We start from the raw sequence: 13,636 nt of genomic DNA on the forward strand, positions 1-13,636 counted from the left end.
GCCACCAACATGAGCCCACAAAACCAGAACAGTAACGAACCGACAAAAGCAGAAGTTCAAACCACGAAATTGAACAAAATGCCGATTCCAGGTGAATTCGACACTGAGATTTCTGCCGAAGAAGCAGCCGAGGTGTTTCAACAGCAGCAGCCAAACGCTGGTCATAGCTCCGAGAACCAGCAATAATACAAGTAGAAGACCTCACGGAAGATCCGTTGTTCACAGGATCGTCCGTGAGGTCTTTTTAGGTGTATTATTTACAAGTCATTCGGGTTTGTGGTTTAAATGAACCAACCACGAGACTTCATTTATGAGAGAAGGACACCCAGCCGAGCCCCGTATTCTTCCGTTTATATCCCCTTGGTGCCTAACCGCTTCGCTAGTTCGGCCAGATCATGCCCTTTCAGTGCGCCTTCCACCAGCTGCGGGAGAAGAGCAGGGGTGCATGCAAAGCAAGGTGTTCCGTCCCTGGACAGCAGCTTGGCTACCTGCTCATCATAGAACGGTTTTCCCTCGTCGGATAATGCGAGGAGACACATCGTCTTGACTCCCGCTTCCCGCAGTTCACGCATTCGCCGGATCAGCCCGGCTTGATTGCCGCCTTCATACAGATCCGAAATGATAATAAACAGCGTTTTTTTCGGTTCTTCAATAAACTGCTCGCAATAAGCGACCGATTTATGAATATCCGTTCCGCCGCCAAGCTGGATGCCGAATAACATATCCACCGGATCATTGGCACACTGCTCCGTCAGGTCAACAACTTCCGTATCGAACACGACCACACGGGTGTCTAGCGAGGGGATGCTTGCAAATATGGATCCGATAACGGAAGCCCAGATGACGGATTCCGCCATGGAACCGCTCTGGTCGATATCCACAATAACGGTCCATTCTTTGCTCCGTCTTGCCCTGTCAAAATAATAAAAACGCTCCGGCACGATCTGCTTGCGGTCCGCATCATAATTTTTCAGATTTCGCTGTATCGTCCGCTTCCAGTCAATACCGCTGAGCGAAGGAAGCGGTGTATGCTGCCTGCGGTTCAACGCCCCTGTCACAGCCCGGCGAATATCCTCCTGCAGACGCTGGACAAGTTCATCCACAACCGCCTTTACCAGCAGGCGCGCCGTATCCTTGGTTTTCTCGGGAATCTTCCCTTTCAGGGACAGCAGCGTGCCAACCAGCTGTATATCCGGCTTGACCGTAGCCAGAACCTCCGGTTCAAACAACAGCTGCTTCCAGCCCTTTCGTTCCATGGCATCATTCTGGATAATAGACACCACGTCTTCGGGGAAAAAGGTGCGGACATCCCCCAGCCACTGCGCCAGCCGGGGAGCGGACTTTCCTTGCCCGGCTGTCCGCTGCCCCGCGGCCGCACTTCCGGCTTCCGCCCCGCCGTCCGTATTATCATAAATCGCGGCCAGCGCACGGTCCATAATCATCTCTTCCTCCGACAGCTGTATGCTTCCCCCGGGGTTATAGCCCGCTAGCTGAGGTTCGGCCGACTGGCCCAGAATGAGCCGCCAACGCGATATTTGGTTGGGTTCCGGTATGCTCATCGTCTAAAAGTCCTCAAAGTCAAAATCATTCAAGTCGTCAATCATCTTCGCTTCTTCCTCCTTCAGATCGCCGGTCAAAATCTCGGCAGCCTGCTCTGCATTCACACCCCATAGCTCGCCAAGCAGCTCGGCAATCATCGTCTTCTCCTTCGCCGAAAAGCTGCTGAACGCCCGGCGCAGAAAAACAAGCGCACGAGTGAATTCATCATCCTCCAGGGACTGGATGTATTCATTCAGCTGCTCCCACAGACTTAACCGCGAGAGAAGAGCATATCGGTTCCGCATCGATAAGCCTTCAAACCATCCTGCCCCCAAATCAGCTGGAATGCCGGGGGATAATCTCCGCGACACTTCTTCGGCACACTGCCGGGCGGAAATCGCATTCCGCTCCATCAATACTGCACATGCATATCCCGACAAACGGGCGTTCAGGTCATCTCTTTCGGACAAATGCCCGAGCTCTTGCAGCCAAAGTTCCTCGTCCACCTGCTCCGCATGCTCCAAGGCGACGCTGTTCAGCTCATTCATGGCGGTTATCATTGAGCCGGATACCTCGTCGCTGCACTGGCTGCCATCGAGCAGAAACAAGCAAGCGCGCGTAAAGAGCTGCTGCAGCAGCGGTACAAGGGGCTCTGTATCCATCCGCCTGATCCCGCCATAACGGATCAGCACGGATAACTCCCGGGAAGCTGCCGCAATCTGAACGACATCGCGGCTGTCCACAGCAAGCTTTTGCAGGGTCTGCCGACCCGCTTCCATCTGATGAATCATCCCGCATTCATACGCGATACGAATCAGCGCAGAGGCTTCGGCAATCGAACTGCAGCCCGCCAGCTTTTGCTGGAGCATATAAGCGGCAGCCACCTCTACCGTCTCACCCAGCAGCGTCGATTCAACGACCTGAATTTCAACCTCCGGCGTCCATTGCACAACCCAGTGCTCCGCCCATGCTCCTTGCTCCTGCCCGCTGGGTCTGGACTTAACAAATTCAATCCCCAGCAGCTTCAGGCGATGAAACAAAAAGGACCGGTTCAAATCGAGATACGCGGACTCTTTTGAAGCTACCCTCCGGTTCTCGCGCAAATCCAATATTAAATCGTTGGCTACAACCGATTTATACTTCTCCAGCTTCAGCCTCTTCAGCTGGCGGTTCAGGTCGTCTTGGATCGGGGTCTGGCTGACGCCTTCCGCCAGCTCGCCGATCGCCGTGCCGATCTCCACACGTGCAAGCTCCTCAGCCACGACCGCAAGTTCGCCGCGCCCAAGCAGCGTCTGGGCCGCATCCCGCAAATCCCGAAGTGTCGGGAGACCGCCCCCGTGGAGCGCTGCCAGCGACTCCGCCAGCCGGACGGCTTCGATCACCTCCGCCGTGGAGCGGTGGGTGCCATTCTTTCTCATCGAGCCCGCCACCATGGATAAATAATGATTCGGCAATTCCGCTAGAGTCCCCTCCTGCATTCGTTCCCACATCATCTCAAAATAATGGGGAGCGATATTCCCGGCACCATATCCGGAAATGGACGACAGCTTATAATAGGAATATGGCATAAGCGTCAGCTTGGTTATCCGGGAAGGAAGCTGATTCAATTCCTCGTCGCTCATCGGGCTGGACAAATCGCGAAGGGCCGAGACATGATAAGCCCCGCACACGACTACGATGCGCTCGGGGTCATGCCCGGCCGCAATCGCTTCAACAATCTGGCGGCGCATATACGACTCCCGGACGGCATTGTAGGCGTATTCCACAGTATCCTCCCGCCGCTCTTTCTCCTCCGACAGCTCTCGCATCTCCATGGAAAAAGCCGATATGGATTGCCGGTAAGATCCTTCGCTCAAATTATGCTCGTAGCTCCGCTCCCAGTACATATCGTAATCGTATTCACCGGCAAGCTCGGCAATCCGCTCATATAGGGATTTTTCGTCCGGCCGACTTTCGTCCATCGGTCCAGCTGGTACCGAGTCGGAACCAAGTTCCTCGCCTTCAAGTTCTTTCACGCGCGTTTCGTCATCCGAGCTGCGGCGCAGATCCTGCAGACAGACGGCAGCAGATGAGGGCAGGTCGATAAATGCGGCATAAGCTCCGTGCTTCTGCGCCCATCTCATGGCCTGATATTCCGGGGAGTATACCGCAAAAGGCCACAGAATCGTTCGTACGGGCAGTTCTTCGGTAAACGCCAATATGGCTACCGGCGGCTTGGTTGTTGCCTGAGTCAGATTCCGTATTTCCCCGCTTGCATCCGACGGCCCTTCGATGAGCACGGCCGTGGGATTGATCACATCCAGAAAGTCCAGTACATGCTTCGCACCGGCGGGCGACAAATGCCGAACTCCAAAAACATGTATGCCGGCAGCATTCACTGGTTGATCTCCTTGCATGCGTTATATAAGCCCCGCCACTCCGCTCCGCGTTTTTTCATAATGTTATCAAGATATTCCTTCCATACGAGCCGGTCTTTATCATCGTCCTTCACAATCGCTCCTTGAAGTCCCGCTGCCAAGTCCTCGTCCGTCAGCTCACCGCTGCCAAAGCTCGCTGCCAGCGCCATGCTGTTCGTCAGGAGCGATATCGCTTCAGCCGTCGAGATCACTCCGCCCGGGGACTTCACCTTTTCCTTTTTATCCAGCGTCATGCCGCTGCGCAGCTCACGAAAGATCGTCACGACCTTGAGCAGTGCTTCATCTGCGGGAGCAGCAGCCTGCAGATCATAAGAGGAGGCAATCTCCGACACCCGCTTCTTTACGATTTCGATTTCGGTATTCAGATCCGCTGGTGCGGGAAGGACGATAATATTAAAACGGCGCTTGAGCGCAGTTGACATCTCATTGACCCCGCGGTCTCTTGTATTTGCGGTAGCGATAATAGAGAAGCCTTTCCGCGCGTTCATTTCTTTACCGAGCTCAGGCACCGATATCGTCTTTTCCGACAAAATGGAGATCAGTGCATCCTGTACCTCGGAGGCGCACCGGGAAATCTCTTCGAAGCGGGCTATCCCTCCAGCTTCCATCGCCCGCATGATCGGACTCTGCACCAACGCTTCGGGAGTCGGGCCTTGAGCGAGCAGCATGGCATAGTTCCAGGAATAACGGACATGCTCTTCACTCGTTCCTGCCGTTCCCTGAACGACCAGACCGGAATTCCCGTAGATCGCTGCGGCCAAATTTTCGGACAGCCAGGATTTGGCTGTACCTGGTTCCCCGATCAATAATAGAGCACGGTCGGTTACCAAGGTAGCGACCGCCATCTCGATCAGCCGCTTGTTCCCGATATATTTAGGCGTGATTTCCGTTTTGCCTGCCTTGCCGCCAACAATGAATTTGAGTACGGATTGAGGCGACATCTGCCATCCGGCTGGAATGTTTCCCGAATCCTCCTTACGCAATGCTTCCAGCTCGTGACGGAACAGTAATTCCGCGGGCTGCCGCATGATATCTTGTAATTGCTCTTGTCCAGCTGCCATGGGCTATTCACTCCTTTAATTTTCTTGCTCCTTCATCATCCGGAGGATGTAACGAAGCTGATCCTCGGCGTTGTCCCGAAAGTTGCCTTGCACCGCAAGAACGCGATCATAATACATTGCCGGTAATCGGCAAAGCTGCTTGAATATAAAAGGTTCAATCATGTAGCAGTCCTGATTGCGCTTATCCTCCAGTGCGACCACGATCGCTTCAAATAACGCCTCATCCTTCATGCCGGAGCGAACAAGACCCATAATGATCAAGTTGGCAAAACGGTTGCGGAATTCCGGCGAATTCTTCAGTTTCGCCAGTAAATACGACTCGGCTCCGTTATGTCCCCGGCGGGCGAACGCGCTTACCAGCGCAAGCTCATCCTGCTCGATAAACAGCTCAAGCCATCTGTCATCCCAGCTTGCTTGCAGCTGCTCCTGCGGAAGCATTTCCACGTAATACGTGTAACTTTCCTTCCCCGTAAACGGCATAACTTCCTCATACGGTTTATACTGCCTATGGATAACCATATCTGACAGGGTGTCCAGAAGCCTTTTTCGTTCCTTGGCCGCGTTGCCAAGAGACGAAGAGCCGAAACCTTGCAGCAGAACGTCCTTGTATTGTTCATATACGCGGTCCGGCGGCAGCACGCGCGCGGCTTTTTGGAATACCTCGCGGACATATGAGCTGCTATGTCTGTATTGCTCCAAATCGTTCTCCGCGTTTTGGCGAAGCAGTTCCCTGGCTTCCTCGGAATCTACACGATTCATGTAAATGACCGCTTCATTCATAAGGTATGCCCAGCCCAAAGACTTGATATATAAGGAATACTGCTGAAGCACGTTCCGGTACAGCTCTTCGAGAGCAGAACTTTGTTTATCGTGCAGTGCCCACAAGCAGCGCTTCACCTTGCTCCAGCTCTCCTCCAGCTTTGACTTGTCATCCTGAAATTCGGAAACCGCTTGAAGCTCGGCGGACATGTCTCGTACAAGCCAATCCGTCAACAAGGCGGAGCGGCATTTGCCAAGGGCAGGGTTAACCAGCTCTTGGTCTTTTCCTTGAGCGGCTTCATACAATCGCTCCACAGCCTGCTCCGAACCGTTCTCTGCAAGCGCGTCGTATGCGGCTTCGCGGATGACTTTCTTCTTACTCTTACTCCATTCCATTAGATCAGCTTCATACTCTTCGTAGCGGGCAAGCAATTTGATCGCCATGCACCTCACCTCGTCGCTGCCGATCTCGGCTGCTTGTCGGATCAGCTCCGCTATTTCCTTGCCGCCAGTTTGGGCCATCACCTTCAGCTTGCGCGACTCCGACTTTCCGCCCGCGGGATTAAAGCTTTCCATCAGAAATGGAATGATTTCAGATCCATACGACGGCACGATCTCATTGGCCGCTAGCTCGCCAATCTCCACATAAGGGTCATTCAACGCTTCAATCGCAAGGTATACCAGCCGGAAATCACGGAACAAGCCCTCCTTCCATGCTTCTTCTATGATCTCGTAACGGCCGCCGCCCGTTGTAGTCAGCGCTGTCTGTACAGCGGAAAGCTTGCGGAAGGATAAATTAGATGACAGTGAAACCGGATGATGGTCTACCGGATGGAGCTCTCCTTCAGGGGCTGTTGTTCCTTGTGTATGCAGCACGGAGCTCAGCAGCTGGTTCAAATCCTGAAGCAGCTGAGCCGATGGAGTCTCCTTCCCGGACTCCGGTTCGATTAAAGCGCTGATCCCTTCACCCAATCTCTTGAACACGGGAGCGCGCTCTCCCAGCTGCTGAAACTGCGGCAGCAGCCTCTTGAGGCGAAAGTCGCCGGCTGCGAGTTCGCTGCCGGCAATATATAAACGCCTAACCTCCTGGTTAAGCTCCTGCAGTAATGCCGTACTCATGGTCGTTCCTCCTTCGTTATCCCTGCTCAGTACAACAGCCGGATGATTTCGTTATTCGTAACAAGGGTCAGCGGCTGCGCCAAGAGTCGGCCCGTCGTCAGGCTGTGCTCAAACATAACCAGCATGGAGACGCCGCTCAGCTTCTCCTCCGGCAAATACCGCAGCATCGGGACCGTCGACTGTAAAAATACGTCGCCAAGGGCAATCGACTGTCCGGCTTCATCCGTGATGGCATACTGACCTTCGTCGTTCCGGCTGATCCGGGAAACATGTAGCAGCATCACGGGATGGCTGTCAGCCAGCGGATTTTTCAGCTGGTTCTTCACCTTTTTAACTGCGTCAGCATAAGAGTTCGCCGCATATTCGTGAATCCAAACGAAATCCTCCGCTGTCAACGGAATTGAAGCCATCTCTTCAAAGCGGACTCGTCGGTTCATATCCCCCGGATAACGATAAAGCACTGGGACTCGGGCTTTTTCGAAAAAGCTGTCTTCCTCACGCATCAGCTTGGCGGCCTTATAGGGACGGTACTGAATCGTTCGGTGAATTTCGCCGCTGTCCTTCTGAATCCAGTATCCGATATCAACATGCTCCAGCCGTGCATCGTCGGCATAACTCAGAAAGGAAAGCTGTATCAACTCCGCCTCTTCACTTACGAGTCCGAAGCTTTGCAGCTCCGTCAGCTGCCAGGCGTGCCCCAGCCATTCCTCAATCGTCGACTCATGGTCCAGCGCCATATCCGGATCCTCAAGCTTTGAAGTCAGGTATTGTCTGCCTTTTTTAATGATTGCGTTCATAACAGCAAGCTGCCCCACCGCATATGTATAAGCTTTCTCCTGGTCTTTATCTGACAGCACCAACGCCAGGCGGCGAAGTTCCGACTGAGCACCCGATAAATAATAGTTGCCCATCTGCTTTACATGTTCCTGGATCAGCTTTTGTTCCTTTTTATCCAATGTTCCTAATCCGTTCCGGATCAACGAGTGGATCAGCCTCTCTAATACGTCCAGGCCCTCCAGCTGCGCATTGATTTTCTTTTTTAATGCCGATTTGTTGACCTTCTTCGGTTTGGGCGCTGCCCCTTCGGTTGTTTCTTTGAGCTTACGCTCTTCCCGCTTCTCCGCTTTCTCCCGTTTGGCGGCCAAATCCCCCGGCACCTCGGCGGGTGTAAACGATGCTCCGCCTGCATACGCATAGAGCAGACCAAGCACATGCTTGCACGGAAACTGCCGACTCGGGCAAGTACACCGCATAACCGGCTTCTCCGGTACCGCAAAATCGGCGGACGGCTGGTAATCGGAACTTCCGCTGCCAGCACATGTGCCAAAAAGTACGGCATGATCCACCGAATGATGGAGCTGCAGAAACCGTCCTTTTTTGACAAGACCCTGCCCATTCTTTATGGCCGCGCTATTCGGTGCCTGCGAATCGATCCATGACTCTGTTATCTCAACCAAACTCATACCCTCCTAAATCAAGTCGCTGCCGGTCATGCACAGCAAAATTATCCATTAACTTAATCATATCGAATCCGCGCCAGACTCCCTACCCTTCTTAAGACCTATTTAAGAACACTCATTCTTATTCATTCAACCATCCTAATCCTTTATTGGGTAATAAAGGAAACTACATTAAGCGGAAGTTTTTCTTGCGAGATAAGGATGCTAAGCCTTGGAAGTTTATACTTTCTTATCTCTAAAAAAAGAGCCGGCATAACCGGCTCTTCAGAAATCGATATCGTCATTAATCTTTTCTTACTTGATACCGCCCTGTTCTAACCTCGAGAATATATTCTTCAGGGAAAGGCATGCCGGATTCCAGGGCATCCTGTACGGCTTGTTCAATAGGGTAAGGCACGCGAATAAATTGAATGTTGAGAGGAGCCGGATCTTCGCTGTCATAGATTCCATCCAAAATGACATAGGAGGCCTCAGGCATTTCAAGGGGATTGCCGACGCTGCCGGTATTAAATAGCGTTCTCCCGTCCAGATGCTGGTGATATGCATTATGAATATCCCCGTAACCAGCAACGTCCGCGATTCTCGGATCCCCGCCCAGCGGGGAACTGTGAAACAAGGTTTCAAGCTTCTCCTGGCCATCCCATGGTTGTATTCGCTCGTACACGCTGCGGGGCGATGCATGAAACAACCGGATCCATTTACCGCTCATCATGAACTCAAGGATATACGGAAGATCGGCAAGATATTGAAGCCTCTCGCTTCCGAGTCTATGCTGATGCCATAGGAGGACCGGATCATCGGTTTCCTTACCTATAAAGTCGTCCCAATTCCCCTTGATGACATGCTGGCAATGGGTTCTCACCATATCAACCGCGATATCTCCGTGCGGGCCCTTGCCAATCAAGTCGCCCAGGCAGTAGATGGTTTCGATTCTGCGCTGTCTGATATCCTTCAGAACGGCTTCCAGCGCAGGGATGTTTCCGTGAATGTCGGAGATCAGTGCAATTTGCGTCAATGAACCCGCCTCCAAGCTTCGTTTATTTCGAATTGCTGTGGTTATGGCTAAGTGAATCCCTTAATTCATCATATGCGTCTCGAAGCCAGGGATGGACTACCTTCAGCAATTCACGTCGATTCCATAAGTATTGAATATATTCGAATGCCGCATGATCCAGCGAGATTTGCAGCTGGTCCGTAACCTCCTCTGAATACGGGGGGATTCCCGTTTGATCCCATTCCAATTTGTCAGCGACGAACAGTACCTTGTCTAGCAAAGAAGCCTTGGATCTCAACGTCGTATGGCAACCAACAGCGTTCAATATTTCCGGTTCTGTAATCTTGAACAAATCCTCAGCCATATATGCCGATATTTTCTGATGGACGATCATGGGAAATAACTCTTCTTCGGGCAATACTTCCAAACCGATCTCACGGGATACTTGAATGCGGACATGATTCGGAAAAACGGCACTAATATCATGCAGATACCCGGCATATTCAGCAGCGTTCGGATCGGCACCATAGAGAATTGCAATTCTGCGGGTTTCCTCCCCCACTTTAAGCACATGCTCTGCTGTTTTTAGGCATTGGTGTTTCTGCAGAAAGCGGACCACGTCATTTCTAAGATTTCCGGTGAGATCGTGTCCCCCAAGCTCACGGTAGGAGCTGATCATCAAGCGATGCTTACGCGGGTCATTCACTCTTTTCACCTCACCCAATTCCTTGAATTTACCAATCTAGCACTTCATTTTCCATACAATATTAACTTATACTGAGAATAGTTTGAAGCTATTATACAAGAAAGTCAAAGAAAGGAGGTCATCCGATTCTACGCATCATCGACCAAACCCATTCGTGCAGATGATGCGGGATATCAACGTTGAGTAAGACATAACGAACCTATTGGAAGGAGGAAGCAATGATATATTAGGAAAGAATTGATCGATCCGTGATATGGCCCCCGGTTTGTCCATTTATTATTCCTTAATATGGAATGTTTCGATTTTTAGTCTAATGTTTATTAACGTAATCATATATTTTACTCACGCGAGCTTGGTAACTGAATAAGATTTAAGCATCACCGACTTCACCACGTTAGGAGGCTGACGATAGTGAATACACGCAGGATGGTTAGCTTGGGGTTACTGATTCTTGTTATGATCATCAGTGGTTGCACGGGAAATGCTTCCACCGAAAAAACGAAAACGCTTACACTCTGGTACTGGAACCGAAGCCTGGACGATGAGCTGATTAAGTCTGTTGAAAAGGAATTCCCGGGGATTCGAATCGATGCGCAAAAAATCGGTGGCGACTTCAAATCGAAGCTAAAGACAACGCTGGCGGCCGGTTCCGGAGGACCGGACATCGTCGCTTTTAACGACTGGGTGGCAGAGCTGTTTACGAGCTCGGACCGTTTCTACGATCTGTATGAGCTGGGCGCCAAGGATATTGAGCCGGATTTCCTGGATTGGAAATGGAAGCTTGGCGTTACCCCGGAAGGCACTATGATTGCCCTTCCGATCGATACGGGGCCAACGGCCCTATATTACAGGGCCGATTTGTTCGGGGAAGCCGGGCTGCCAACCGAACCGGAAGAGGTACACGCGCAGCTTGGCACGTGGGATCAATACTTCGAAGCCGGGCAGAAGCTGCAGGAGCATTTTGATCAAAAAGTGAAAATGCTCGACAACATCACCAACATTTACACGCAAATGAATGCTCAGTCTGAACGCATATATTTTGCCGAGGACAATACGTTTATCGGCGAAACTCCCGAGTCCTCCATGAAAACGGCGTGGGATACGGCGGTGAAGGCTTCCCAGATGAAGCTAAGCGCCAACGCCAATACGTCCTCCTCCGAATGGAATGCCGCCATGAACAATGGACGGGTCGCTTCCTTTGTCGGTGCGGTGTGGATGAAGGAAATATTGATGCAGGCGGCGCCGGATACCAGCGGCAAGTGGAGAGTAGCACGCGCCCCTGGCGGGGACGGCAACAATGGCGGCTCCTTCCTGGCCATTATGAAGACGAGTAAATATCCGCAAGAAGCATTTGAAGTGATGAAATATATTCAGAGTCCGGAAAATCAGGTTCAATCCTTTAAGAAGATCAACCTCTTCCCTTCCGCCAAAGACGCGCTGGATGCCCCCGTGATGAAGGAGCCCGAGGAATTTTTCGGGAATCAGGCAACTGGCGAGGTGTTCTCGGAATCTGCACGTAACGTCAAACCTGCTTATTTCGGTGGTAAATTCGCTAATGTAAACGGCATTGTCAATCGAGAGCTGTCATCCGTTGCGCTCCAGGGCAAAAATCCTGATAAAGCCTGGGAAGACGCGCTGGCCAGAGTCAAAAAAGAACTGCTGCGCTGACCAAGGTTCTTGTTTTGCGAGGTATGGCTTTCCGATTGTTAGGAGTACTTAAATACCAACCGCTACAGGAGGTACAGTACGATGGATAATCCAATGCTGAATCGCACGCCCGTGGAACAGAAGCCTGTTCCTAAACATCCGAAATCTCAAGAGCGACTGTCTGCACAGATATGGAAACACCGCAAAGAATATTTGGCGATCTCCCCATTTTACATTCTATTTGCCATATTCGGCCTTTTCCCGATTGCCTTCTCGATGTTCCTGTCCTTTCAGAAATGGGACGGCATCGGGGAGATGACCTATAACGGGCTGGGCAACTACCAATTCATGCTCACCGATCCGGAATTCTGGAGAGCCGTCGGCAACACGCTGCTCATCTGGATTTACTCCACGATACCGATGCTGTTTATCGCGCTGGTCGTTGCCTTCCTGCTTAATGCATCATTTGTCCGGTTCCGCACCTTCTTCCGGATCGGCTATTTCCTGCCGAACGTCACCTCACTCGTGGCGGTTGCCATCGTGTTCGGCACCGTATTCTCGAACAATTACGGCCTTCTCAACTATATGCTGTCCCTGCTCGGCCTGAACTCCATCGAGTGGTTGAATAAGACATGGGGCATACAGCTCGCCATTTCGGTCATGGTCATATGGAGATGGGCAGGGTATAACGCCATTATCTATCTTGCCGGGCTGCAGAGCATCCCGACCGTCCTGTACGAAGCAGCCAAGATCGACGGAGCCTCCGGCATTCAATCCTTTTTCAAAATCACCATTCCCAATCTTAGGCCCATCATTCTCTTCACGGTCATTACCTCGACCATCGGCGGCATGCAGATCTTCACCGAACCGCAGGTGCTTGTTGGCAATGATGGTGGCGTCAGCGGCGGCGGTATGACCATCGTCCTCTACCTGTACCGTGAAGCCTTCGTGAATAACTATTTCGGATATGGCGCTGCCGTCGGCTGGGGAATGTTCCTGCTCATAGCGATCTTTTCCATCGTGAACTGGAAAATGGTGCAGGGCAGTCCGTCCAATGACTGAAATGGGGGTGAATCGTATGTTCAAATGGAAATCCATATTCCTTCACATCGGGTTAATCGCCGGACTGCTGCTGTCGATTTTCCCCTTCTATTGGCTGCTTGTCATGGCAACCCGAACCACTTCGGATATTTACAGCTTTCCTCCGAAACTATGGTTCGGTCCTCACTTGCTTGATAACGTGTCGAGGGTGCTGAGCAGCATTGATTTCTTCGGCGCCTTCTGGAATACTCTGTTCGTGGCTTCCGCTTGTACGCTGTTAGTCTTATTCTTTGATTCCCTGGCCGGATTCACGTTCGCCAAATTCCATTTCCCGGGCAAAAAATGGCTGTTTGTGCTGCTGCTGGCTACCATGATGGCGCCGGCCCAGCTGTCCCTGGTACCCTCCTTTGTCATTATGGCAGAGTTCGGATGGGTAGGAACTTATAAGGCGCTGATCATTCCCGGAATGGTAAACGCCTTCGGGATCTTCTGGATCAGGCAATATGCACAGGAGTCGGTGCCCTCGGAGCTGCTGGATGCTGGCAAAATCGACGGCTGCGGATTCTTCCGCCTCTACTGGAATATATCGCTGCCGATTCTGCGTCCCGCCCTATCGTTCCTGGCTGCCTTCACGTTCATCGGCGTATGGAATGACTACCTGTGGCCGCTAATTATTCTAAATGATGAGAACAAATTCACCCTGCAGGTTGCGCTTTCCTCATTGAACGGAATATACACGACCGACTATTCGATGGTCATTGCCGGTACGCTGCTCGCCGTCATTCCGCTGATCGTTTTGTTCCTGTTCATCAGCAAGCAATTCATTTCCGATATTGCAGCAGGTGCCATTAAGAGTTAACGGCAAGAGGGTATCCCAAAAGATCTTAGATCTA

At 51.8% G+C, this 13,636-nt stretch carries 11 protein-coding genes; 4 read left to right on the plus strand and 7 right to left on the minus strand.

Annotated elements, in window-relative coordinates:
• Positions 1 to 9: 9 nt before the first annotated feature.
• Positions 10 to 186 (plus strand): hypothetical protein, encoded by a 177-nt coding sequence (locus tag BJP58_RS06750; protein ID WP_181469919.1) that lies wholly within the window; start codon positions 10 to 12, stop codon positions 184 to 186.
• 164 nt (positions 187 to 350) lie between these two features.
• Here the strand turns inward: BJP58_RS06750 and BJP58_RS06755 are convergent, their stop codons facing one another.
• The 7 genes from BJP58_RS06755 to yqeK all read right to left on the minus strand — a co-directional run bounded on the left by BJP58_RS06755 (position 351) and on the right by yqeK (position 10,028).
• Positions 351 to 1,559 carry a VWA domain-containing protein gene (locus BJP58_RS06755; protein ID WP_194543327.1) on the minus strand — a complete coding sequence of 403 codons (1,209 nt, stop codon included), beginning with the start codon at positions 1,557 to 1,559 and terminating at the stop codon, positions 351 to 353.
• A gap of 3 nt (positions 1,560 to 1,562) precedes the next feature.
• Positions 1,563 to 3,935, minus strand: coding sequence for a DUF5682 family protein (locus BJP58_RS06760; protein ID WP_194543328.1), 2,373 nt, complete (start codon positions 3,933 to 3,935; stop codon positions 1,563 to 1,565).
• On the minus strand, positions 3,914 to 5,017 hold the full coding sequence (locus BJP58_RS06765; RefSeq protein ID WP_194543329.1) for an ATP-binding protein: 1,104 nt from the start codon (positions 5,015 to 5,017) through the stop codon (positions 3,914 to 3,916). The genes BJP58_RS06760 and BJP58_RS06765 overlap by 22 nt, the downstream gene beginning before the upstream one ends.
• A gap of 15 nt (positions 5,018 to 5,032) precedes the next feature.
• Positions 5,033 to 6,895 carry a HEAT repeat domain-containing protein gene (locus BJP58_RS06770; RefSeq protein WP_194543330.1) on the minus strand — a complete coding sequence of 621 codons (1,863 nt, stop codon included), beginning with the start codon at positions 6,893 to 6,895 and terminating at the stop codon, positions 5,033 to 5,035.
• A gap of 26 nt (positions 6,896 to 6,921) precedes the next feature.
• Positions 6,922 to 8,352 carry an SWIM zinc finger family protein gene (locus BJP58_RS06775; protein ID WP_194543331.1) on the minus strand — a complete coding sequence of 477 codons (1,431 nt, stop codon included), beginning with the start codon at positions 8,350 to 8,352 and terminating at the stop codon, positions 6,922 to 6,924.
• Between the two features lie 286 nt (positions 8,353 to 8,638).
• Positions 8,639 to 9,370 (minus strand): metallophosphoesterase family protein, encoded by a 732-nt coding sequence (locus tag BJP58_RS06780; protein ID WP_194543332.1) that lies wholly within the window; start codon positions 9,368 to 9,370, stop codon positions 8,639 to 8,641.
• Between the two features lie 22 nt (positions 9,371 to 9,392).
• Entirely contained in the window at positions 9,393 to 10,028 is a 636-nt protein-coding gene (gene yqeK / locus BJP58_RS06785; protein WP_194544857.1) for a bis(5'-nucleosyl)-tetraphosphatase (symmetrical) YqeK, read from the minus strand.
• Positions 10,029 to 10,466: 438 nt separating this feature from the next.
• Here yqeK and BJP58_RS06790 point away from each other — a divergent pair, with 438 nt between their 5' ends.
• The 3 genes from BJP58_RS06790 (at position 10,467) to BJP58_RS06800 (ending at position 13,602) form a co-directional block, all read left to right on the plus strand.
• Positions 10,467 to 11,723, plus strand: a complete 1,257-nt coding sequence (locus BJP58_RS06790) for an ABC transporter substrate-binding protein (protein WP_194543333.1) — start codon at positions 10,467 to 10,469, stop codon at positions 11,721 to 11,723.
• A gap of 81 nt (positions 11,724 to 11,804) precedes the next feature.
• Complete coding sequence (locus BJP58_RS06795) at positions 11,805 to 12,764, plus strand: carbohydrate ABC transporter permease (RefSeq protein ID WP_194543334.1); 960 nt, start codon at positions 11,805 to 11,807, stop codon at positions 12,762 to 12,764.
• Between the two features lie 16 nt (positions 12,765 to 12,780).
• Positions 12,781 to 13,602, plus strand: a complete 822-nt coding sequence (locus BJP58_RS06800) for a carbohydrate ABC transporter permease (protein ID WP_113061135.1) — start codon at positions 12,781 to 12,783, stop codon at positions 13,600 to 13,602.
• Positions 13,603 to 13,636 lie beyond the last annotated feature (34 nt).

This window comes from Paenibacillus sp. JZ16 (assembly GCF_015326965.1).
GTDB lineage: Bacteria > Bacillota > Bacilli > Paenibacillales > Paenibacillaceae > Paenibacillus_AQ.